Annotated in this window: 15 protein-coding genes; 8 read left to right on the plus strand and 7 right to left on the minus strand. The window is 70.5% G+C overall.

Translation table 11 applies throughout. The annotated features are described in order from the left end of the window. Window positions 1–10: 10 nt before the first annotated feature. Window positions 11–2,881, minus strand: a complete 2,871-nt coding sequence (locus tag ACSMX9_RS29145) for a DEAD/DEAH box helicase (RefSeq protein WP_445398534.1) — start codon at window positions 2,879–2,881, stop codon at window positions 11–13. 274 nt (window positions 2,882–3,155) lie between these two features. Between ACSMX9_RS29145 and ACSMX9_RS29150 the strand changes: the two genes are divergently transcribed. Continuing rightward, the gene (locus tag ACSMX9_RS29150) at window positions 3,156–3,338 is read left to right on the plus strand and encodes a hypothetical protein (RefSeq protein ID WP_351241938.1); all 183 of its coding nucleotides are present in this window, start codon (window positions 3,156–3,158) and stop codon (window positions 3,336–3,338) included. Window positions 3,339–3,783: 445 nt separating this feature from the next. Then, window positions 3,784–4,197, plus strand: a complete 414-nt coding sequence (locus ACSMX9_RS29155) for a roadblock/LC7 domain-containing protein (RefSeq protein WP_351241936.1) — start codon at window positions 3,784–3,786, stop codon at window positions 4,195–4,197. Window positions 4,198–4,444: 247 nt separating this feature from the next. On the opposite strand, the gene ACSMX9_RS29160 is transcribed toward ACSMX9_RS29155, so the two are convergent. After that, on the minus strand, window positions 4,445–6,958 hold the full coding sequence (locus ACSMX9_RS29160; protein WP_445398536.1) for a DEAD/DEAH box helicase: 2,514 nt from the start codon (window positions 6,956–6,958) through the stop codon (window positions 4,445–4,447). A gap of 212 nt (window positions 6,959–7,170) precedes the next feature. Here ACSMX9_RS29160 and ACSMX9_RS29165 point away from each other — a divergent pair, with 212 nt between their 5' ends. Then, window positions 7,171–7,965: a metal-dependent hydrolase gene (locus ACSMX9_RS29165; protein ID WP_445398538.1), complete on the plus strand. Its 795-nt coding sequence runs from the start codon at window positions 7,171–7,173 to the stop codon at window positions 7,963–7,965. A gap of 64 nt (window positions 7,966–8,029) precedes the next feature. Here ACSMX9_RS29165 and ACSMX9_RS29170 read toward each other — a convergent pair whose 3' ends face one another. Beyond that, window positions 8,030–10,966 (minus strand): FAD-binding and (Fe-S)-binding domain-containing protein, encoded by a 2,937-nt coding sequence (locus ACSMX9_RS29170; protein ID WP_445398540.1) that lies wholly within the window; start codon window positions 10,964–10,966, stop codon window positions 8,030–8,032. 89 nt (window positions 10,967–11,055) lie between these two features. Further along, window positions 11,056–11,535: a MarR family winged helix-turn-helix transcriptional regulator gene (locus tag ACSMX9_RS29175; RefSeq protein WP_445398542.1), complete on the minus strand. Its 480-nt coding sequence runs from the start codon at window positions 11,533–11,535 to the stop codon at window positions 11,056–11,058. A 247-nt stretch (window positions 11,536–11,782) separates the two neighbouring features. Here ACSMX9_RS29175 and ACSMX9_RS29180 point away from each other — a divergent pair, with 247 nt between their 5' ends. Together ACSMX9_RS29180 and mltG are read left to right on the plus strand one after the other, a co-directional pair. Next, complete coding sequence (locus tag ACSMX9_RS29180) at window positions 11,783–13,510, plus strand: ABC transporter ATP-binding protein (RefSeq protein ID WP_445398544.1); 1,728 nt, start codon at window positions 11,783–11,785, stop codon at window positions 13,508–13,510. Window positions 13,511–13,553: 43 nt separating this feature from the next. Then, a complete protein-coding gene (gene mltG, locus ACSMX9_RS29185) occupies window positions 13,554–14,396 on the plus strand; it encodes an endolytic transglycosylase MltG (RefSeq protein WP_445398546.1) in 843 nt (280 codons plus the stop codon). Between the two features lie 20 nt (window positions 14,397–14,416). On the opposite strand, the gene ACSMX9_RS29190 is transcribed toward mltG, so the two are convergent. Next, entirely contained in the window at window positions 14,417–15,517 is a 1,101-nt protein-coding gene (locus ACSMX9_RS29190) for an NAD(P)-binding domain-containing protein (RefSeq protein ID WP_445398548.1), read from the minus strand. Between the two features lie 139 nt (window positions 15,518–15,656). Between ACSMX9_RS29190 and ACSMX9_RS29195 the strand changes: the two genes are divergently transcribed. Then, window positions 15,657–16,094: a secondary thiamine-phosphate synthase enzyme YjbQ gene (locus ACSMX9_RS29195; RefSeq protein ID WP_445398550.1), complete on the plus strand. Its 438-nt coding sequence runs from the start codon at window positions 15,657–15,659 to the stop codon at window positions 16,092–16,094. Between the two features lie 443 nt (window positions 16,095–16,537). On the opposite strand, the gene ACSMX9_RS29200 is transcribed toward ACSMX9_RS29195, so the two are convergent. Continuing rightward, entirely contained in the window at window positions 16,538–17,782 is a 1,245-nt protein-coding gene (locus ACSMX9_RS29200) for an outer membrane protein assembly factor BamB family protein (RefSeq protein ID WP_445398553.1), read from the minus strand. 652 nt (window positions 17,783–18,434) lie between these two features. After that, window positions 18,435–19,169 carry an alpha/beta fold hydrolase gene (locus ACSMX9_RS29205; protein WP_445398555.1) on the minus strand — a complete coding sequence of 245 codons (735 nt, stop codon included), beginning with the start codon at window positions 19,167–19,169 and terminating at the stop codon, window positions 18,435–18,437. Window positions 19,170–19,248: 79 nt separating this feature from the next. Here ACSMX9_RS29205 and ACSMX9_RS29210 point away from each other — a divergent pair, with 79 nt between their 5' ends. Both ACSMX9_RS29210 and lanL read left to right on the plus strand, forming a co-directional pair. Then, window positions 19,249–20,223 carry a helix-turn-helix transcriptional regulator gene (locus tag ACSMX9_RS29210; RefSeq protein WP_445398557.1) on the plus strand — a complete coding sequence of 325 codons (975 nt, stop codon included), beginning with the start codon at window positions 19,249–19,251 and terminating at the stop codon, window positions 20,221–20,223. Window positions 20,224–21,077: 854 nt separating this feature from the next. Continuing rightward, entirely contained in the window at window positions 21,078–23,831 is a 2,754-nt protein-coding gene (gene lanL, locus ACSMX9_RS29215; protein ID WP_445398559.1) for a class IV lanthionine synthetase LanL, read from the plus strand. The last annotated feature ends 24 nt before the right edge of the window (window positions 23,832–23,855 follow it).

Here is a 23,855-nt window from a genome sequence, read left to right on the forward strand (position 1 = left end):
CGGCGCCCGCTCACCGCGAGTCCTGCCGCAGCGACACCAACTCGCTCAGTTCGGCGTCGGACAACTCGGTCAGCCCCGACTCGCCGCCCCTCAGGACGGACTCGGCCAACTCGTGCTTGCGCACCAGCATCCGTGCGATGCGGTCCTCGACCGTGCCCTCGGCGATCAGCCGGTGCACCTGCACGGGCCTGGTCTGCCCGATGCGGTACGCACGGTCCGTGGCCTGCGCCTCCACGGCCGGGTTCCACCAGCGGTCGTAGTGCACCACGTGTTCCGCGCGAGTCAGGTTGAGCCCGGTGCCGGCAGCCTTCAAGGACAACAGGAACACCGGCACCCCACCGCTCTGGAAACGGTTCACCATGTTCTCGCGCTCCGCCACCGGTGTTCCGCCGTGCAGGAGTTGGCAGGGGACCCCGCGCTCGGCGAGGTGCTGCTCCAGCAGCCGTGCCATCTGGACGTACTGGGTGAACACCAGCACCCCCGCCCGCTCCGCGAGCATCGGGGTCAGCAACTCGTCGAGGAGTTCCAGCTTTCCGGACCGTCCGAGGAGCCGGGGCTCGTCCTCCTTCAGGTACTGCGCGGGGTGGTTGCAGATCTGCTTGAGTCCGGTCAGCAGCTTGACGATCATTCCGCGCCGGGCCATCCCGTCGGCGTCCGCGATGTCCGTGAGGGCCTCGCGGACCACCGCCTCGTAGAGCCCGGCCTGTTCCGGTGTGAGGGAGACCGCCCGGTCCGTCACCGTCTTGGGCGGCAGCTCCGGAGCGATGCCCGGGTCGGACTTGCGGCGGCGCAGCAGGAAGGGCCGCACCAGTGCCGAGAGCCGCTCGGCCGCCCCCGGGTCGCTCCCCGACTCCACCGCGCGCGCGTAGCGGTCGCGGAACTCGCCCAGCCGTCCCAGCAGCCCGGGAGTTGTCCAGTCGAGGATCGCCCACAGCTCGGAGAGGTTGTTCTCGACGGGGGTGCCGGTCAGGGCCACGCGCGCGCCGGCCCCGATGGTCCGCACCTGCCTGGCCGTCGCCGAGTAGGGGTTCTTCACGTGCTGTGCCTCGTCGGCGACCACGAGGCCCCATGCGACGCCGCCGAGCCGTGGTGCGTCCACGCGCATGGTCCCGTACGTGGTGAGCACGAACTCGCCGTCGGCCAAGTCGTCGAGGGAACGGTCCGCACCGTGGTACCGACGCAGGGCGGCGCCCGGTGCGAACTTCTCGACCTCCCGTTGCCAGTTGCCCAACAACGAGGTGGGGCAGACGACCAGGGTCGGCCCGGCCGTCGCCGGTTCCCGTTGGCGGTGCAGGTGCAGCGCGATGACGGTGATCGTCTTGCCGAGGCCCATGTCGTCGGCGAGGCAGGCGCCCAGCCCCATCGAGGTCATCCGCGCGAGCCAGGCGAGCCCCCGCGCCTGGTAGTCGCGCAGGGTGGCCGCGAGTGCCGCGGGCGGATCGACCGGGGGCATCCCCTCCGGGTCGGCCAGCCGTTCCCGCACCGACGCGAGCCAGCCGGCCGGTCTGACCTCCACCCGCTGTCCGTCGACCTCGGTCCGCCCGGTGAGGACGGCGCCGAGCGCCTCCACGGGGGACACCCGGCGGTCCTCCCGTTCCCGAGCGCGAGCGAGCTCGGTCGGATCGACGAGGACCCAACGGTCGCGCAGCCGGACCACCGGGCGCTTGGCTTCGGCCAGTTGGTCGAGTTCCGCCCTGCTCAGGCTGTGCTCCCCGAGCGCGAAACGCCAGTTGAAGGCGAGGAGCGCATCGGCCGACAGGAACGAGGGCGTCCCGTCCGGCGCGCGTCCGGTCGGCTCCGTGCCGTGGTCGGGCGGACCGATGACCGCATGGGCGGTCAGCCGGTGCGCGAGTTCCGCGGGCCAGTGGACGTCCACCCCCGCGAGGGCGAGCGCCCGTGACCCACCACCGAGCAGTTCGGTGACCTCTTCGTCCATCAACTCGATCGCGTTCGGCACGCTCGCCGACAGCAGCGGGGCGAGCGGCGCCCACGCCTGGGTGGCCCGCCGCAGCGCCAGCAGGACGTTCAACCGGACCCCCGGGGCGAGTCCGGTCGTGCCGCCGGGCGCCGTCCAGACGTCGGCCGCGTCCACGACCACGGTCGGGTCGGCCGGGTGGTGCACCTGGAGCACCACCCGGAAGCGGAGGTCGTCGTGGTCGGGCCGGTCGTCGGACAGCCCAGGCACCTCCACCCTGAGGGAGATCCGCACCCCGGAGTCGTGGGCGGCGGCCACCTGTGCCGCCCACGTCCGCAACTCCGGAACCGGTGAGCGCTCTCGGGTGGCGAACGGTCCCGCCCCCGTCACGAGCGCCGCGGCGGGGGAGCGGGGCAGGGCATCCGCCACGGCGTGGAGGAAGGCCCAGAGGTGCTGCTCGGGGTCCGGAAGGCGAACGGCCTCGTCGTCGTGCGGCAGTGGCAGGGCGTGCGCCTCCGGCGGCATGGCGGCCGCCAGTTCGCGCACGAGCTCCGCGTCATGGGCGCCGAGCGGCCCGAAGCGCCAGGCCGCGCGGTCATCGGCGGCCAGACCGGGAAGGAGGAGGCCGCGGGCCGCGAAGTGGAGGGCCAGCAGGGAGGCGCTGTGCCAGAAGGCCGCGGTGGCGCCGGCCGGGGGGAGCCCCTGGGACGGGGCGAGCACCGCCAGCGCCGCGCGGATCTCCAGGAGGCGCGCCGGGACGCTGATCGTCGTCACACCGGTCTCTTCGTCCGGTACGACGACGGTGATGTCCGTGGTCTCGCCGACGAGGGCAGGTGGCAGGAGCTCGTCCCAGGAGCTCCAGAAGGCCATCCGCTCCGCTCCGGCACGGTCGGAAGGGAGGAACAGGACGGTGAGACGGGCGAGGTCGGACACGGCATCGAGGGGAACGTCGGGCGTACGCGGCACTACCGGGCCACACTCCTCAAACTTGACTACTTAGCGGCGGGTAATGATACATGGAGTGATGGTGAGGGAAGAGTGGAATCTTGGTGATGGCAGTCACTCCACGCCGGTCGCATGGGCGGGCCCGCCTCTCTCCTCCGGGGATTCCCTCATGCGGAGGGGGTGGTGGATCGGGGTGGGTTCAGGGGTGGGTCGGGGGTGCCCATCGGAACCCGTGGCCCCGTTCCGTCGTTTTTCCATCAGGAGCAGTGCAGGTCCCCGAGGAGGTCGATCACCGGTGTCGAAGCAGACGAAGATCGTCGTGGGCTGTGTGGCGGTGGGGCTCGTCCTCTCCGCCTGGTTGCCGTTGTGGAGCGTTCTGTTGATCGTCCTCGGCGTCCCCGCGGCGGCCTACCTCGCCCTCGACCCCGCCCAGCGGCGCAGGCTGCGACGCGTGCGCCGCAAGGAAATCGGGCGGTGACGGGTCATCCGCGCCACCCGCCTGCCGGCCGCCGATGCGGCCCGATCGCCACGGGATGCCGTCGAGCCCGTCGGATGCGTGCGCGGTCCCCTGCGGCAGAACGAAGGCGAGAGGGGCGGTCGTCGTCCGTGCGGCGCACGACGCGCGGCCCGGTGGCCAAGTTTCGCCCCTTGACAGTCTCCTTCGCCGTGGTGAACACCCACTCGTCACCGTCCAGGACGAACCAGATCGGTCCGATGTGCGTGGCTTCCTTCGGCCCGAACGGTCGAAAGCATTCCGGGGTGAGTGTCCTGTGAAACGAAGGCCCTCCACCGCTCGTCGGTCATCTTCTCTGCCATGTGCCCATCCTGCTTGCCGAGGGGCCGAGGGTGGGGAAGGCTTGCGGAACGGAGACTCCGGCCGGTAGTCGATGAGGCCGAGAGCGTGGGGAGCGGGGAGCGGGACGATGGGGCAGAAGACGGGACTGAGTTGGCTGCTGGACGATCTGATCGATCGGGTCGAACACGTCCGGCACGTACTGGTCCTCTCCAACGACGGGCTCGTCACCGGCGCCAGCACCGCGCTCGCCCGTGAGGACGCCGAGCACCTCGCTGCCGTGGCGTCCGGACTGCACAGCCTGGCCAAGGGGTCCGGACGGCACTTCGGAGCCGGGCAGGTGCGGCAGACGATGATCGAGTTCGACGGAGCCGTCATGTTGGTGACCGCTGCCGGCGAAGGGAGTTGCCTCTGTGTTCTCAGCACCGCCGAGGTCGACATCGGTCAGGTCGCCTATGAGATGACCTTGCTGGTGAACCGGGTGGGGGAGCACCTCCGGGTGGGCGCCCGGTACTCCGAGCGCACCACGATCGTGGACGGTTGACGGGAGGAATCGCCGTCGGTCGAACGGACCTCCGGGCAAGGGAGGCGCCCCCCGGGCCGGGCGGCCCTGGACCGGCTGCCCTTACCCGTGCGGGATCGTGGAACGGCCCGCTGGCGGCGTCGTCACCGACGCCCGAGAACCAGCGACCGCAGCGGCTCGTCGACCGATCCGGCTGCCGACGAGATCCGTCGCCCCACGGGCGCCGGGACACCCGGGCGGGGAGCCGCGCGCCGTGTGCCCCGCCCCCTCACCACTGCCCGACCCCCGTGACCCGAACCACTGCCCGGCCCTCCGCATCGGAAGCCGTGAGGTCGACCTCGGCACTGATGCCCCAGTCGTGATCGCCGTTGGGGTCGGCGAAGGTCTGCCGCACCCGCCACAGCGCGTGCTCCGCATCCTCCTCGATCATCAACAGCTTCGGACCGCGCGCATCGGGGCCCGTGCCCAGGTCGTCGTACTCGTCCCAGTACCGGTCCATCGCCTCGCCCCAGGCGTCGGCGTCCCACCCGGCGTCCCCGTCCAACGCGCCCAGCTCGTCGACGTGGTCGAGAGCCGCTAGCTCCACCCGGCGGAACATCGCGTTGCGGACCAGCACCCGGAAGGCGCGGGCGTTGGCCGTCACGGGCTTCACCTGATCGGCGCGTTCCTGGGCCTCCTCGGCCGTCATCTCCGCCGGATTCGCGAGCTGTTCCCACTCGTCGAGGAGGCTGGAGTCCACCTGACGCACCAGCTCGCCGAGCCAGGCGATCAGATCCTCCAGGTCCTCCGACTTGAGGTCGTCCGGCACGGTGTGGTCCAGCGCCTTGTAGGCGCTCGCCAGGTACCGCAGCACGATCCCCTCGGTGCGTGCCAACTCGTAGAACGACACGAATTCCGTGAAGGTGAGCGCCCGTTCGTACATGTCGCGGATGACCGACTTGGGCGACAGCGGGTGATCGCCCACCCACGGGTGACTGCGGCGGTACGTGTCATAGGCGTGGGACAGCAACTCGTCCAAGGGCTTGGGGTACGACACCTCCTGGAGCCGTTCCATCCGCTCCTCGTACTCCACCCCGTCGGCCTTCATCGCGGCCACGGCTTCGCCCCGTGCCTTGTTCTGCTGGGCGGCGAGGATCTGTCGCGGGTCGTCCAGGGTGGACTCCACCACCGAAACCATGTCCAGGCCGTACGAGGGGGACTCCGGGTCCAGCAACTCGAACGCGGCGAGCGCGAAGGTCGACAGGGGCTGGTTCAGCGCGAAGTCCTGCTGGAGATCCACGGTCAGCCGGACGATCCGGCCCTCCGCGTCCGGCTCGTCCAGTTTCTCCACGATGCCGCCGTCCAGGAGGGACCGGTAGATCGCAATGGCGCGGCGGATGTGTCGCAACTGCTGCCGACGCGGCTCGTGGTTGTCCTCCAGCAGGTGCCGCATGGCGTCGAAGGCGTTGCCGGGCCGGGCGATCACCGACAGGAGCATGGTGTGCGTGACCCGGAACCGGGACGTCAAGGGCTCCGGCTGCGAGGCGATCAGCTTCTCGAAGGTGCTCTCCGTCCAGCCGACGAAGCCCTCCGGGGCCTTCTTGCGCACCACCTTGCGGCGCTTCTTCGGGTCGTCCCCGGCCTTGGCCAGGGCCTTCTCGTTCTCGATCACGTGCTCCGGAGCCTGGGCCACCACGAAGCCGGCGGTGTCGAAGCCCGCCCGTCCCGCCCGTCCGGCGATCTGGTGGAACTCCCGCGCGCGCAGCGTGCGCACCCGGTTCCCGTCGTACTTGGTCAGAGCGGTGAAGAGCACGGTGCGGATGGGCACGTTCACCCCGACGCCCAGGGTGTCCGTGCCGCAGATCACCTTCAGGAGACCGGCCTGCGCCAGCTTCTCCACGAGCCGACGGTACTTCGGCAACATGCCCGCGTGGTGCACCCCGATGCCGTGCCGCACGTATCGCGAGAGGTTCCGACCGAACTTGGTGGTGAAGCGGAAGTTTCCGATCAGCTCGGCGATGCGGTCCTTCTCCTCACGGGAACACATGTTGATGCTCATCAACGCCTGCGCCCGCTCCACGGCCTGGGCCTGGGTGAAGTGCACGATGTAGACCGGTGCCTGCTTCGTCTCCAGCAGTTCCGTCAGGGTGTCCGTGAGCGGCGTCAACCGGTACTCGTACGACAGCGGGACGGGGCGCGTCGCCGACCGCACGACCGCGGTCTCCCGCCCCGTCCGCCGCGTCAGGTCCTCCTCGAACATCGACATGTCGCCGAGCGTCGCCGACATGAGGACGAACTGTGCCTGGGGGAGTTCCAGCAGGGGGATCTGCCAGGCCCAGCCGCGGTCCCCCTCCGCGTAGAAGTGGAACTCGTCCATGACCACTTGACCGACGTCGGCGTTCCTACCGTCCCGCAGCGCGATCGACGCGAGCACCTCGGCCGTGCAGCAGATCACCGGTGCGTCGGAGTTGACCGAGGCGTCACCGGTGAGCATCCCGACGTTCTCGGTGCCGAACAGCTTGCACAACTCGAAGAACTTCTCCGAGACGAGGGCCTTGATCGGCGCCGTGTAGAAGGTGACCTCGTTCCGTGCCAGGGCCGCGAAGTGCGCGCCCGCCGCGATCATGCTCTTGCCGGAGCCGGTCGGCGTCGACACGATCACGTTCGCCCCGGAGACGGCCTCGATCAGGGCCTCCTCCTGATGGGGGTAGAGCGTGAGACCGCGCGCCTTCGCCCACGACTCGAATGCTTCGTAGAGGGCGTCGGGGTCGGCGGACTGCGGCAGCTGAGCGATAAGGGTCACCCGCCTATCTTGCCTGGCTCCCGCTCCGATCGGGGAATCGGTCGACACCTCGAAGATCGCGAACGCTACGCTGATCCGCCGGCACGACATCACCGCAGGTCCAGCGGCCGTGTCGGGCACGGCACGGCACGGGGCAGGGGATGCGCCCGGGCAGCCGGACCGGGCCGGGGACGATCCGTACGCGAACAGCAACAGAAAAGGGGCGGGGAACCATGATGGGACCGGCGCACTCCCTCTCAGGAGCGGCAGCATGGTTGGGGGTGGGGGCCGCGGCGGCAGCGGCGGGGCACAGCATGCCCTGGCCGGTCCTGCTCACCGGCGCGCTGATCTGCGCGGGCGCCGCACTCGCGCCCGACCTGGACCACAAGGCCGCGACGATATCCCGGGCCTTCGGACCGGTGTCCCGCGCCCTGTGCGAGATCGTCGACAAGTTCTCCTACTCCGTGTACAAGGCCACCAGGAAACCCGGAGACCCGCGCCGGTCGGGTGGCCACCGCACCCTGACGCACACCTGGCTCTGGGCCGTCCTGATGGGCGCCGGCGCCTCGGCGCTGGCGTTCACCGGCGACCGGTGGGCCGTGCTCGCGATCCTGTTCGTGCACCTGGTCCTCGCGATCGAGGGCCTGCTGTGGCGGGCCACCCGTGGGCAGGGCAGCGACGTCCTCGTCTGGTTGTTGGCCGCGGCCGGCTCGTGGATACTCGCCGGCGTGCTGGATCAGCCCGGCAACGGCTCGGGCTGGCTGTTCACCGCCCCGGGCCAGGAGTACCTGTGGCTCGGGCTGCCGATCGTGCTCGGAGCCCTGGTGCACGACCTCGGAGACGCACTGACCGTCTCCGGCTGCCCCGTGCTGTGGCCCCTCCCGATCGCAGGGCGGCGCTGGTACCCGTTGGGTCCGCCGAGGTTCATGCGGTTCCGCGCGGGGAGTTGGGTCGAACTGAAGGTGCTGATGCCCGCGTTCATGCTCTGCGGCGGAGTGGGTGGGGCCTTCGCGCTGAACGTCCTGTGACTCCCAGTGCTCCAGGAACCGGGGCGGGCCCCCGCTGCCGCCTCGACGGGCGATCGCGTGGCACTCACCGGGCGGGGGGACGCGTGGCCCGTTCCAGCCCCAACAGGACCGAGGAGTAGGCCCGACCCGTCGCGTGGTGCATGCCCACCTCGCACATGCGGTTCGCCGACCAGTGTCCGTCGTACGAACGGGCCGCCACCGCCGCGGCTTCGCGTCGGGTGGCCGACTCCGTCAACTCCCGGTGCAACATCCCCCGGTCGCCCGCGAACGCACAGCACCCCGCGTCATCCGGTACCTCGACCTCGTCGGCGCAGGCATCGGCCACCGCGCGGAGCTGTCCCTCGTTCCCGAGGTGGCGCATCGAGCAGGTCGGGTGGAGCACCGCCGACTCCACGGTGCGGTGCACGGTGAGCCGCGGCAGCAGCTCCTCCGCCGCCCACGCGATCGAGTCGACGACGGTGAGTTCCCGGTGCCGCGCCCCGTTCTCGGGAGTCAGGTACGGGACCACTTCGTGAGCCAGGCCCAGCGTGCACGATGAGGCGTCCACCACCAGCGGAAGGCGGCCACCCCGGGTCCATCCCCAGGCGGCTTCCACGATGCGGTTCGCCATCAGTGCGTTCCCGGCGGCGTACCCCTTGGAGTGCCAGATGGTGGCGCAGCAGGTTCCCGACACGTCGCGCGGGATCCACACCGGCCTGCCCGCCCGGGCGGAGACCTCCACCAGGGCTCGGGGGAGGGAGGGCCCCTGCTGCCCCGGGGAGTTGCCGAAGATGCGGTTGACGCAGGCCGGGTAGTAGACGGCGACCGCACCGGCCCGCGGGGTGCGCGGCAACCTGCGCGGGGCGGCCCCGGGGACGGAGGGCAGCCACTCCGGAACGAGGTCGGGACGGACCGCGCTGCGCGCGGCCCGCGTCACCGCGAGGAGCAGACGATCACTGATGCGGTGGGCGGCCGAGACGGCCAGCCGTGTGGACGCCTCCACCGCCGCGAAGCGTCGTGCTGCGAACGCGGCCACCCGCTCCTCCCGCGCCGAATGCCGCTGGTGCCGGAAGTCCCTCATCAACGCGCCCGTGTCGATCCCGACCGGGCAGGCCAACGTGCAGGTGGAATCGCCCGCGCAGGTGTCGACGGCGGCGTAGCCGTAGGCGCGCAACAGCCCCTGCTCGACCGGTGAACCCGCGGGCTGGCGCATCATCTCGCGGCGCAGCACGATCCGTTGGCGGGGCGTGGTGGTGAGGTCCTGGCTGGGGCAGGTGGGCTCGCAGAAGCCGCACTCGATGCAGGGGTCGGCGACGGCTTCCACCTCGGGGATGGTCTTGAGGCCGCGGAGGTGGGCTCTCGGGTCGCGGTCCAGCACGATCCGCGGCGCCAGCACTCCCGTGGGGTCGATCAGCCGTTTGAGCCGCCACATCAACGCGGTCGCCCGGGGGCCCCACTCCCGTTCGAGGAAGGGGGCGATGTTGCGGCCGGTGGCGTGCTCGGCCTTGAGGGAGCCGTCGAAGCGTTCCACGGTGAGCCGACAGAAGTCGTCCATGAAGGCGGCGTAGCGGTCCACGTCGGCCGGGTCGCCGGCGTCGAACGCGAGGAGGAAGTGCAGGTTGCCGTGGGCGGCGTGCCCTGCGACCGCTGCGTCGAAGCCGTGCCGGTGCTGGAGCTCCAGCAATGCCTCGCACGCCTCGGCCAGGCGGGCCGGAGGCACCGCGAAGTCCTCGGTGATCAAGGTGGTCCCGGAGGGGCGCGAACCGCCGACCGCGGTGACGAACGCCTTGCGGGCCTTCCAGTAGCCGGAGACGGTTCCCGGATCGCGGGTGAACGCGTTGGTGATCGAGGCGACCGGCGCGACCAGGTCGAGCGCCTCCGTCACCCGTCGGGCCGCGGCCTCGTGCACGCGTCGGGCGGCGGCGTCGGGGGCCCGGAACTCGACCAGCAACGCGGTGGTCCCCTCGGGCAACCCGGCCCAGTCGGCGGGCACCCCGGCAACCCTGACGGACGCCCGGAGCGTGTTGCCGTCCATCAGCTCGACGGCCACGGCCCCCGCCTCGTTGAACGCGGGCACGGCAGCCGCGGCTGCCGGCAGGGAGGGGAAGAACAGCAGCGCGGCCGTCACGTACCGGTCCAGCGGCAGGGTGTCGAAGACGACCTCGGAGATGAACCCGAAGGTGCCCTCGGAGCCCACCATCAGACCCCGCATGATCTCCACCGGAGTGGAACCGTCGAGGAAGGCGTCGAGACGGTAGCCGTTGGTGTTCTTGATCTCGTACTTCGCCCGGATGCGGGCGACCAGCTCCGGGTCCGCCTCGATCTCCGCCTTGAGTTCCCGCAGCCCTCTGCACAGCTCGGGTTCCGCCCGGGCCAGGTGGGCGTCCGCCTCGGGATCGCCGGTGTCCACGACCGTGCCGGACGGGAGGACGAAGGTAAGGGAGGCGACCGTCCGGTAGGAGTTGCGGGCGGTGCCGGCGGTCATCCCGGAGGCGTTGTTGGCGACCACGCCCCCGATGGTGCAGGCGACGGCACTCGCGGGATCAGGCCCGAGGACCCGTCCGTACCGCGCGAGTGCGGCATTGGCGCGGACGACCGTGGTGCCGGGGCCGATGCGGGCCCGGACGCCGCCGTCGAGGACCTCGACGCCCGCCCAGTGCCTGCGCACGTCCACCAGGATGTCCTCGCCCTGCGCCTGCCCGTTGAGCGAGGTGCCCGCGGCACGGAAGACCACTTCCCGCCCCTTGCCCCGCGCGTAGGAGAGGACCGCGGAGACGTCGTCGAGGTCCTCCGCCACCACGACGGCCTGCGGGAGGAAGCGGTACGGACTCGCGTCGGAGGCGTAGGCGACCAGGTCGGAGACCCCGGTGAGCACCTTGTCCGCACCGAGGAGGGAGACGAGTTCACTGCGCAACGGCTCCGGTGTGCCCCCCGCCCGGTCGACGCCGACCCGATCGGGAGCGGGCTCGTCCGGGCGGGAAGCGGGCTGCAGGGCGCCCGGGTCCGGTTCCAGCAGGGGCATGGCTCCTCCTCGTCCTGGGGTGCGCTTCGTGCCGCGGCGCCCGGCTGCCGTTCGTCACCGGCTGCCCGGCCGTCTCCGCCCCGGCTCCGTCAGGCCCGGCGGTCCGGGGCGGGGGTGCCCTGTCCGGGCGGGAGAACGGGACCGTCGATCAGGGTGGCCAGCAGCAGCCCGAGGGTCTCGCGCTGGTCGCCGTCGAGCGGGGCGAGGATGTCCTCGGCTGCGGCCCGCCGCACGGAGCGCAGGACCTCCAGGGTCCGGCGTCCGGCGTCGGTGAGTTCGATCCGGATGACCCGTCGATTCGTCGGATCGGGTGCTCGCCGCACCCGATCGGCGGCTTCGAGGCCGTCGACCAGGGTGGTGACGGCCCGCGGCACCACCTCCAGACGTTCCGCGAGGTCCGTCATGCGGGGCGGTGAGTCGTAGAGCGCGAGGGTCCTGAGGAGACGGGACTGGGCAGGGGTGACGCCGAGCCCCCGTGCCTCCAGATGACGCTTCTGAATGCGGTGCACGCGACGGGTGAACCGCAGCAACTGCTCGGCGAGGACGCCGTCCGGGTCCGGGGTGCTCATGGCCGAATCCTAGCGGGCGGAGGTTATAGTGAATATAGGTAACTATGAGCTATGCTCCTCGTGGAGTCGGGTCGCCCCACCTGTCCGCGCCAAGGGCGCGGCATACGGGGGACGGTGCCGCGCCTCCGCTCGCTCGTGAGTCCGTAGGAGTTCCATGCGCGCCGGATCGATGCCTTCGACGTCCCTGTCACCGGAGGTGGAAACGTCGCCCTCTCCGCCATGGAGATCTGGGCAACTGCTCCGCATCATGCAACTGTTCCGTCCGTACCGAGGCAGGCTCGCACTCGTTGCCCTGCTGGTCTGCGGCGCTTCCCTGATCTCGGTGTTCACCCCCTTCCTCCTCAAGGCGGTCATCGACACCGCGATCCCGGAGGGCCGTACCGGACTCCTGGGGCTGTTGGCGCTGGGCATGATCGTCGGTTCCGTGGCGACGAGCGTGTTGGGCGTGTGGCAAACCCAGATATCCACCACCGTCGGCCAGCGCGTCATGCACGATCTGCGGACGGCCGTGTACGCCCGCCTCCAGCGCATGTCCCTGGCGTTCTTCACCCGTACGAGGACCGGTGAGGTGCAGTCCCGCATCGCCCATGACATCGGCGGGATGCAGGCGACGGTCACGTCCACCGTGACCTCGCTGGTCTCCCACTTCACCTCGGTCGTGGCCACGCTGGTGGCGATGCTGGTGCTGGACTGGCGGCTCACCGCGGTGTCCGTGCTCCTGCTGCCGGTGTTCGTCTGGCTCAGTCGTCGTGTGGGGCGAGAGCGCAAACGGATCACCGCGCAGCGCCAGAAGCAGATGGCTGCCATGGCGGCCACGGTGACGGAGTCGTTGTCCGTCAGTGGCATCCTCCTGGGGCGCACCCTCGGGCGATCCGAGTCCCTGACCCGTGCCTTCGCCGTGGAGTCCGAGCGGCTGATCGACCTCGAAGTGCGCTCCAGCACGGCCGGACGGTGGCGGATGGCCGTCATCTCCATCGTCATGTCCGCCATGCCCGCGGTCCTCTACTGGTCGGCAGGCATGGCCTTCGCGTTCGGTGGGCCAGCCGTTTCCCTCGGCACCCTCGTCGCCTTCGTCTCGCTCCAGCAGGGGCTCTTCAGGCCCGCGGTCGGCCTGTTGTCCACCGGCGTGGACGTCCAGGCCTCACTCGCTCTGTTCCAGCGCATATTCGAGTACCTGGATCTACCCGTCGACATCGCCGAACCGGTGAATCCCGTTCGTCCAGGAGGGATCAAGGGTGACATCGCCTTCGAGGAGGTCGAGTTCCGGTACGACAGCCAGGGCGCATACGCCCTGCGAGGAATCGACATCATGCTCCCCGCGGGCGGCAGCCTCGCCGTCGTGGGAGCAACCGGCTCGGGGAAGTCGACCCTGGGTCACCTCGTCCCGCGCCTGTACGACGTCACGGCGGGTCGCGTGACCGTCGACGGGATCGACGTACGCGACTTGGACTTCGACACCCTTGCGGATGCCGTTGGCGTGGTGGCCCAAGAGACCTATCTGTTCCACGCGACCGTCGCAGAGAACCTGCGCTTCGCCCGCCCCGAGGCCACCGATGAGGACATCACGGCAGCCGCCCGTACCGCCCAGATACACGACCACATAGCTGCGCTTCCCGATGGCTACGACACGGTGGTCGGTGAGCGGGGCCACCGATTCTCCGGAGGGGAGAAGCAACGCCTCGCCATCGCCCGCACCATCCTCCGGGACCCACCGATCCTCCTGCTGGACGAGGCGACCAGCGCACTCGACACCCGGACGGAGGCGGCGGTGCAAGAAGCGCTCGACGCCCTGTCCGAGGGTCGCACCACCATCACCATTGCGCACCGGCTGTCCACCGTTCGAAACGCCGACCACATCGTGCTCCTGGAAGCCGGAAGGATCGTCGAGCGCGGCACGCATGAGGAACTGCTGGCCTTGGGCGGACGTTACGCCGCCCTGGTGCAACGGGATGCCGAACTGGAGACGACAGGGTGAATACCTACGGGATTCAGCGGCTTTGCCGGGTTAGCGTGCCGCCATGCAGACCAAGACCCCGCAACGTCGCTCCATCCGCCTGACCCGCCGGGGCCGGATTGCTCTGGTGGCCACCACCGCGGCGGTGATCGGTTCGGTGGTCGCCCTTCCCGTGGTTCTCTCGGGAGAGCAAGTCGAGGAGCCCACCTCTCTGACCATCCCGGTGGGCTGGCGCGCGGAACAGGTGTACACCGCCGTCGACAAGGTTCTGGCCCTTCGGAACGGCACCACGAAGAAGGAGCTGCCCGCCATGAAGCTGCCGCTCCCCGCCGAGGCGAAGGGGAACCCCGAAGGCTACCTCTTCCCCGCGACCTACCAGACCACGGAGGATTCCACTCCACGCTCGCTCCTGAGCCAGATGGTGGACGCGGCCAACAAGGAGCTGCGCGCCGTTCCTCTCGCCGCAGGCGCCAACTCGGCGCAGCAGAACGGTTATCGCACGGTCACCATTGCGAGCATCGTGCAAGCCGAATCCGGTGGAACGGCGGACATGGGAAAGGTGGCCAGAGTCATCCACAACCGCATGCAGCAGGAAATGCCCCTCCAACTGGACTCCACGATCGACTACGTCCGCGGCCGGAACACCGGACAGACGGAGAACCACAACGCGCCGCTCGACAACCCCTACAACACCTATGCGCGCCCCGGACTGCCACCCACTCCCATCTCCAGTCCCAGCAAGGAGGCGATGCGTGCGGCGATCGCGCCGACCCCGGGGGACTGGCTGTACTTCGTCACGGTGAAGAGCGGCGACACCCGCTTCACCGCGGAGTACCAGGAACACCAGCGCAATGTGGCCGAGTTGAAGGAGAATCGCCAACGGTCTGCTGCCTCGGCTTCACCCTGAGGTGCCGATCGACCTCGTGACTACACGCTCGTCAGTTCCCCCGACAGCAATCGGTGGATGTCGCGCACGGCCGCCCGCCCCGCCCGGTTGGCTCCGATGGTGCTCGCTGACGGCCCGTACCCCACCAGGTGGACCCTCGGATCCGCCGCAGTCCGGGTCCCCACCATACGAATGCCGCCACCCGGGTGCCTGAGCTTCAACGGCGCCAGGTGGTCGATCACCGCACGGAAGCCGGTGGCCCAGAGGATGACATCGACCTCCACTTTTCGGCCGTCCTGCCAGACAACTCCCCGTGGTGTGATCCGATCGAACATCGGCAACCGGTCCAGGACCCCGCTGGCACGTGCGGCCTTCACGGCATCGGTGAGGGGGAGGCCGGTCACCGACACGACGCTCCGGGGCGGCAAGCCGGCACGCACCCGCTCCTCCACCAATGCCACCGCGGACCGCCCCGCCTCCGCATCGAACGGTTCCTCCACGAACACCGGAGGCCGCCGCGTCACCCAGTGCGTCGCGGCAGCGTACGGAGCCAACTCCATCAGGTGTTGAGTTCCCGAAGCCCCGCCCCCCACCACGAGGATGCGCAGTCCCGTGAACTCGGCCGGCCCGCGGTACTGCGCCGTGTGCAGTTGGCGGCCCTGGAAGGAGTCCTGCCCGGGGTACCGCGGCCAGAAGGGCCGGTCCCATGTGCCCGTGGCATTGATCAGCGCACGGCTCGCCCAGCGACCCGCTGAGGTCTCGATCAGGAGCCGTCCCTCCTCGCCGTCCCGCACTGCCTCCACGGCGACAGGTCGCCGCACCCCCAGTGCGAAGGCGCGCTCGTAAGCAGCGAAGTACTCCCCGATCACCTCCGAGGAGGGGCGGTCCGAGGCGGCGCCGGTCAGCTCCATGCCGGGAAGCGCGTGCATGCCGTGGACCTTGCCGTAGGTCAGAGTGGGCCAGCGGAACTGCCAGGCCCCACCAGGCCGCGGCGAGCGATCGAGAACCACGAAACCGCGATCCGGGACGAGTCCCGTACGCCGCAGGTGATAGGCGGCGGACAAGCCGGCCTGTCCGGCTCCGACGACCACCACGTCCACGGGAGAGGGCGTCGTGTCCGGAGTGCTTCCGAGGTTCCCCATGTCGTTCACGCTTCTACTAACCAGGGGCGTGAGGAGAATCTTCCCCGCTCGCCCGCTCCCGCAGCGGTGAGGGGCGGCAACCGTCCGGATCGGAGCGGCGTCGGAGCGTTCGTCGTGCCGTGTGCGCCAGGATGATGCCATGCCCGACACCTTTGCCACCCATGTCCTCGACGTCGCCACCGGGACCCGGGAGACGGTCGTGGACCTCACGGACGACTGCGCGGCCTTCCTCACGGCCGTCGCCCCGGGCCGAAGCGGTCTGCTCAACGTGTTCGTCCCGCACGCCACGGCAGGGGTCGCCGTGCTGGAGACCGGCTCCGGCAGCGACGACGACCTCCTGGCCGCACTGCACCAACTGCTGCCGTCGGACGATCGCTGGCAGCACCGCCACGGCACCCCCGGGCACGGCCGGGACCACGTCCTCCCGGCCCTGGTGGCTCCGCATGCGACCCTCCCCGTCGTTTCCGGACGCCTTGCACTCGGGACCTGGCAGTCTGTGTGTCTGGTGGACACCAATATCGATAATGTCAACCGTCAAGTCCGGTTGTCGTTCCTGGGTGGCGGCGGCGAGGCATGACTGTCCGGGCCACGTCCGGCCGCACCAACTGTCAGGGGTCGTGGTGCGGTCCCAATCCGCCCGTTGGCATCGCCCGGCTGACGCCGGCCTGTCTCGGCGGACGCCTGAGATCGACGTGGCGATGGAGGCTGCGTCGAGAGCCGTGCACAGGTCGGTCGTGAGCGGAGTGACGCGCAGCGCCTGGCGGCCCTGCCAGTGAAGCGTGAAGTCGCCTGTCCGGGACCAGGTGACCGTCAACTGATCACCGCGCATGCGGCAGCGAGTGGTCCGGCCGGGAGCAGGGGCCGGCCGACAGCCCCCGCGCCGCGACCGCGAATCGGGCCTCTACGACGCGCCCGGCCACGCTCAGTGGTACCGCGGGCGGTACTGCTCGGCTGCTGCCCACAGGCAGCCGGCGCCCGCGCAGGCCCGCCGGTTCCGGGCTGGAACGGTCTGCGCGGGTGTCAGACGGGCAGCGCGTGCAGTTTCTTACCGTGTAGCGCGAAGACGCGCTTCCCGTCCGTGGCCACCAGCCACGCGTGATGGTCACCGGTCTTGTCGTTGAACGTCCATCGCACGGCACCGGTCTTCGCGTCTACGGCTATCACGCCGCCCCGCTGGTCCAGGTCTGTGGCCGCGTACAGGACGTCGCCCACCTTCACGTACTGCCGCGGCACCGTGAGATTCGCGTCGGCGAGCGCCGTCGACTGCCAGATCTCCTTGCCCGTACGGGGGTCGAGGGCGCGCATCGTGCGGTCGCCGTCGACGATGTAGAGCACGTCGTCCAGGACGGCCGGCTCCTTGAAAGCGACGTAGCTCTCGGCGGTCTCCACCGACCACTTCGCCGAGCCGTCGGCCAGGCCGAAAGCCAGAAGCTTCGGACCCTGCGGAACGATCACCAGATCCTTGTACACGGCGAAGAAGCCGTAGTTGGTCTTGGCGGTTTTGCGCGTCCACACCTGCTTGCCGGTGGCGGTGTCGCGCACCGTCAGGTTCTTCTTGAAGTCGGTGTACACGAGGCGGCCACCCTCGGCATGGGCGTGGATACCGTTCTGCTCGGTGCCGAAGTCGCGCTGTTCCTTCCACGCCACTCTGCCCGTGCTGCTGTTCAGCGCGGCGATGACGTTGGTCTTGGACGAGCCGTCGGCTTCCTGGACCTCGGCGATGACGTAGACCTGATCGCCGTCCACCGCGATCGGTCTCGGCTGCCGGTACTCCTTGCCCAGGTGGCTGCGCCAGGTCTGCTTGCCCGAGGCCGGGTCGTAGCCGGTGACGGTGCCGTCGTATGCTGCGCTGGCCAGGTACAGCGTGCCGCTGCCGAGCAGCATCGGTGCCCCGGGGGTCGCGCCGTCCTCCAGTGACCACTGCTCCTTGCCCGACGCCGCGTCCAGTGCGACCAGTGGAGCACCGCTGGCGATCACCACACCGCCGGCGGCCACGAGCTCGTCGTTGTCGCCGTAGGTCTGGGCGGATGTCGTCTTCGTCCACAGCGGCTCGGGAGCCTGGCCGTCCTTAGCGGCGCCGCCCCCGGCCGGCTTGTCCTCGCCGACCGGCTCGGACCCCCCGGATCCGCCGGCATCGGAGCCGTTCTCGCGACAACCGGCCACACCCGCGGTCAGTACGGCCAGCGTGAGACCGCCGCCGGCCAGCCGTAGTGCACGCCGCCGGGAGAACCTGCCACCCGGCATGCCGTCTCGTCGCATGGTCATGTCGCCGTACCTCCGTGGAGTCGTCAGATCAGAGCAGAAAGGTGCATGGTCGGCGCCGCACGGACGTGCGACCCCGAGGTCAGGAACGCTATCCGCCACTGCACCGCAAAGGGGACGGCCGGGTCCCAACCGCGACAGCTTCGTGAACCAATCAGGACACCACACGGGAATCACTCGTCGTCAGCGGGACCGGCCCGCGCATGCCGAGGCCGAAGTACAGTCGGGGTTGTCCTCGCGGACGTTGGTGGACACCAACGTCGACACCCCCCGGCGCCGGGTGCGGCTGAGCTTCCTCAGCTGATCGAGCTGAACAAGATCATCCTGGGACCGGCCCTCCTCTCTCCGTACTCCGCGCGTTCGAAACGGAGAGAGCGTGCGCGGTACGGAACGGAGCGTGGTCGAACGACCTTACGGCGGCTGCGGTATGGCAGCCCACGGCACCCTCACCGAGCCCGGGCGGTGAGGCCCCGGCCGCGTACCCGGATGCCCAGGTCGGCGGCCGTGGCGTCCTGGGCCTGGATGGCGAAGACCCGTCGGACGACCGCCTCGGCAGATGCCTCACGCGTTCCGTCGGCCAGGGCCTGCGCACAGGCCCGCAGCCTGCGGACGCTCCCGTGGTCAGGCGTCGGGCCCTGCCTCTCGGCCGGTGCGGTCAGGAGACGGCCCGGTCGAGGACGCGGGCGAGTTCGGCGGGTGCGGACAGCATCGGCCAGTGCCCGGTGGGCAGGTCGAAGCGCCGCCACGGCGGCTGGTTCAGGTAGGCCAGCATCGGTACCCCGGCATCCAGCAGCCCCGTGAAGTCATGGCACGCCACCAAGACGCGGTCCACACCGGGACCGGGTTCGGCCGCGTCGGCGAGGCGCTGGGTGTAGGTGCCGAACGGCTGAGGGGTGGCACCCGTGCGCAGGGCGTCCAACTGGCCCTCATCGAGCCCGTCGAGACTGCTGGACAGGCCCAGGACCTCGAACGGCGGCATCGGCAGCCGCCACCCGTCGCCGGACGCGTCGACCTGCCGGCGCAACTGGTCGGCTGCCTGCGGCGGCATGAGGTCGAGCATGCACATGCCCGCGGTAAATGGGGCGCTGTCCACATAGACCACGCGCTCCAGCCGGTCACCGAGACGTCCTGCCGCCCCGGTCACCGGAGCGCCCGCGTAGCTGTGGGCGACCAGCGTGACCTCGCGCAGATCGTTCCGCTCGACGCATCCCGTGATGTCCGCGATGTGTGTGTCCAGGTCCGTCCCGGGTCCGCCCCGGTCCGCGTGTTCGGCCAGGCCGGTCAGTGTCAGCGGCAGCGCCGTGTGGCCGCGCTCCCGCAGAGCGCGGGCGGTGTCCTCCCAGGCCCACGCGCCGAGCCAGGCGCCGGGAACGAGTACGAAGGTGGCCATGTGATCTCCCAGAAGTAGGTGCTGCCGGGAGCGTAGAGTCGATACAGGACAGAATCCGCCCTGAAATGCCGAGTGATCCGTGTCGCATCCCCTCACCCGCGTGCTGACCCTGCTGGAACTGCTCCAGTCCCATGCCCGGCTCACCGGAGCGGAGCTGGCAGACCGCCTGCACACCGACGTCCGCACCGTGCGCCGCTACACGGCCCACCTACGCGACGTGGGCATCCCCGTGGAGGCCGAACGCGGCCGCCACGGCGGCTACCGACTGGCCCGCGGCTACCGGATGCCACCGCTGGTCCTCACCAACGACGAGGCCCTCGCCGTCGTTCTCGGCCTGCTCGCGGCGGAACGTCTGGGCATGGGCACCGCCGCGCCGGCCAGTGCCGGTGCCTTGGCCAAGGTCGAGCGGGTGCTTCCGCACGCCTTGCGCGAACCGCTCGCCGCCATGCGGGAGACCCTGTCGTTCACCGCCAACGCCGTGACCGGCCAGGCACCCGGCACCGGCGTCCTCCTGGCACTGGCCCAGGCGTCCCGGGCCCGCACGACCGTCGGTATCAGCCACCACTCCTGGCGCCAGGAACACACCGAACGCGACATCGACCCCTACGGCGTGGTCTTCCACACCGGCCGCTGGTACGTCGTCGGCCACGACCACCTCCGCGACAGCCTGCGGACCTTCCGCATCGACCGCATCGCCTCCGTCACCGCCCGAGCCGACAGCTTCACCGCACCCGACGGCTTCGACCCCGTCGCCCACCTCACCTCGACCCTCGCCCAGGGGACATACCGCTGGCAGGTCGAGGTGACGATCCATGGCCCCCTCGATGAGGTCGCTCGCCGGCTACCTCGCTCAGCGGTGACCCTCACCGCCCGGCCCACCGGCGTCCTGATGCACGCACGGGCAGAACGGCTGGAGGGCATGGCCCGTGTGCTCGCCTCCCTGGAATGGCCCTTCACCGTCCACCAACCCGACGCACTACGGCAGGCGCTCATGGACCTGGCCGCCCAACTCGTCGCAGCCGCCCAGCGGAAGCCGGAAGAACCACCGCAGTAGACGCCGGATCCACCGCGGCAGAGCCCCTACCGTGATCACCGCGACCTGCGGGCGGGCCGTTCCGGACGCCGAGGGGAGGCGCACGCATCTGCTGCGGGGGACGGGCACACGTGCCCGCGCTGCGCGGTGAAGCGGCGTCACCGCGTCGAAGGTGACCCGGGCCTCCGGGGGCGTGCAGGCGCCGAGCGGCGTACCGGGGCCTCATGGACCAGGCGTTCCGGCCGTCCACGTAGGCACTGCCCGGCCTGCGGTCGGAGGTGTCGCTACACCGGCCAGGTCGGGGTGGACTTCCCCGAGCCCTTCGGTTGTGCGACTTGTTCGGAGAATCCGTTCGAGTGTTGATCGTGCGTCCGATTCGAGGGTCTCGGGGGTCCTGGGTGATTTCTCCGCGAAGAGGGGAGTTGTGCGGCGAAAATATGTGCTAGGAAACGCTGCTAATACCCGTGTGGGTGACTTCATCTCGCTGCCTCGTTCGAGTTTCTGCCCTGTGCTGTAGGGGTGGTGGACGAAGGGGATGCTGTGGTGTGGATGAGGAGTGGGTGGGGTGGCTCGGGAATGTCCGACCCGGTCCGACCAGGGTGTTCGTTGAGGGATGTGGGTGGCGGGCGGGTGGGGTGGAGTCGGTGGTGTTCCCGGGGAGGGGTGGTGATATGCCGCCCATCGGGCGGACGAATTCCTTCCCGCTGGCGTGATGTGCGCCCTTCGTGGCGCGCTCTGCGCTGGTGGGCGCCCGTAGTCCCCGAAAGGACACCGCGCGCTCATTGCTTCTCGTATTGCCTGTCGGGCCTACTTTGTTACGTTCATGTGAACGGGCATATTTTCGCCGGCGGTTCTCGCCGTTGAGGGGGACGTGCATGACGAGTCAGACCATGGGAGCCGACCTCGACGATGCATTCGGTCGGGGAGCACAGGGAGCTGCGGGGACGGGCGGGCGTTCGGGCCCGACGACCGGAGTCGACCTCGAAGGCGTTCTCGGCGAGGTGTTGCAGGAGACGGGCACGAGCGCGCGGTGGACGTCCCGTACCGACGAGATGTGGTGCCGTCTGACGCCCGACTCGGGGACGCGACGCCAGCAGGGCTGGAAGCTACACGTGTCAGCAACGGCTGCCTCCGCGCCGGAGGTGCTGGTGAAATCCCTGGGCGTGTTGCTGCGGGACGAGTCGGCGTTCAAGTTCGCCCGCTCGCTGGAACAGGTGAGCGCCCTCAACTCCCGAGCCACACCACGGGGGAGTTCGGGCAAGTTCATCACCGTGTACCCGTGCTCCGACGCCGACGCGGCCCGTCTCGCACAGGAGTTGCACCGGGCCACGGCGGGGTTGGCCGGTCCGCGGATCCTGTCGGACCAGCCGTACGCCGCGCACAGCCTGGTGCACTACCGCTACGGAGCCTTCGTCGGTCGGCGCCGGTTGTCGGACGACGGCCTGTTGGTGTGGTACATCGAGGACCCCGAGGGCAACCCCGTGGAGGACAAGCGCTCCGGGCAGTACGACCCGCCCCCCTGGGCGGTCAGCCCCTTCCCCGCGTCGGTACCGGTTCCGCCGCGCGCCGAGCGGACGGCGAGCGAACCGGTGCTGCTCGGCGGCCGCTTCTCGGTGCGGGAGGCGATCCGGCACACCAACAAGGGCGGCGTCTACCGGGGAACGGACGTCACCACCGGCGCCCCCGTGGTGATCAAGGAGGCCAGGCCGCACGTGGAGGCCGACCGGTCCGGCAGCGATGTCCGCGACTGGCTGCGGGCCGAGGCCCGGACGCTGGAGAAGCTCAAGGGCACCGGGTTGGCGCCGGAGGGTCTGGCGACCTTCGAGCACGGGGGCCACCTGTTCCTGGCCCAGGAGGAAGTGCCGGGCGTGCCCCTGCGCACCTGGGTGGCCGAGCGCTTCCGCGACGCGGGACACGGGCAGTACCGCGTCGAGGCGCTGGCCCAGGTCGGGCGGCTCGTGGACCTGGTGGCGGCGGCCCACGCCCACGGCTGCGTGCTGCGGGACCTCACCCCCGCCAACGTCATGGTCCGCCCGGACGGCGAACTACGCCTCATCGACCTGGAACTCGCCGTCCTGGAAGACGACCTCCCGCTGCCGACCCGGGTGGGCACCCCCGGCTTCAGCCCCCCCGAACGCCTGGCCGACGCGCCCGTCTCTCCCACCGGGGACTACTACAGCCTCGGTGCCACCATCTGCTTCGTCCTCCTCGGCAGAGTGCCGAACCTGCTCTCCGAGGAACCGGCCGACCGGCCCGCGGAACAGCGGCTCGCCGCCTGGCTGGCCGCCTGCACCGACCCGTTCCCCCTGCCGGAGGGCCTCTCGGAGACCATCCTCGGACTGATGAAGGACGAGCCCGTCGAGCGTTGGGATCCGGCCGGCGCGCGCGAGGCCCTCGACCGGGCGCAGGAGGCGGCGAACCCCGTGCGCACTGCCTCCGGGCAGGACCGGAGCGAGGAGTCGCACGAGGTGATCCAGGCTGCGGTGGCCGGGATCGTGGACCACCTCGTCGACTCGATCACCCCGCAGGACGACCGGCGGCTGTGGCCGGTGTCCACCACCGCGGGGGAGACCGACCCCTGCACCGTGCAGCAGGGCGCGGCCGGTGTCCTGGCGGTCCTGACGAGGTACTTCGAACTCACCGGCGACCCGCGCCTGCCGGCGCTGATCTCCACCGCAGGGCACTGGATCGCGGCCCGGACCGGTACCCGCTCCGTGCGTTCCGGACTGCACTTCGGCGGCCGTGGGACGGCTTGGGCCCTGTACGAGGCCGGGCGCGCCGTCGACGACCGCACCTTGACGGACCACGCGGTGGCCGTCGCCCTGGCCCCGCAGGATCCGACGCTCCACCACGACATCACCCACGGCTGGGCGGGCAGCGGACTGGCTGCCGCCCATCTGTGGCACCGCACCGGTGACGCGCGGTTCGCCGAGGCGGTCGTCGAGGCGGCCGACCGATTGACCACCGCCGTGCGGCGGGATCCCACCGGGGTGAGCTGGCCGGTGCCCGCAGAAGCGGCCTCCGCCGAGCCGGGCAAACGCTATCTCGGCTTCGCGCACGGAGCGTCGGGCATCGGCTGCTTCCTCCTCACCGCCGCGGACGTCTCCCGCCGTCGGGAACACCTGGACCTCGCCACCGCGGTGGGCGAGCGCCTGGTGGCCGATGCCGTGACGATCGGCGGGGCCGTCCAGTGGCCGGCCCAGAGCGCGGACGTGCCCACCGCCCCGTACTGGTGTCACGGGTCCGCGGGCATCGGGTCCTTCCTGTCCCGGCTGTGGCGGGTCACCGGCGACGAGCGGTTCGGGGACCTCGCCCGCGGTGCCGCGCGCGCCGTCGTGGAGCGTGCCTCCCGTGCCCCCCTCACCCAGTGCCACGGGCTCGCCGGCAACGGAGACTTCCTCCTCGACCTGGCCGAGGCCACGGGGGACACCGCCCACCGTGCGCACGCCGCCGACCTGGCCCGCCTCATCGTCTCCGAACGGGCCCACCGCAACGGGCACGTCGTCTTCCCCAACGAGTACGGGGACGTCTCGACGGGCTGGAGCGACGGCTCCGCGGGAATCCTGGCGTTCCTCCTGCGGGTACGCCACACCGACCCCCGGCACTGGATGGTCCAGCAGCCGGGTTGAGCGGCAGGGAACCTGTCGCCACCT

This window comes from Streptomyces sp. LE64 (assembly GCF_052606915.1).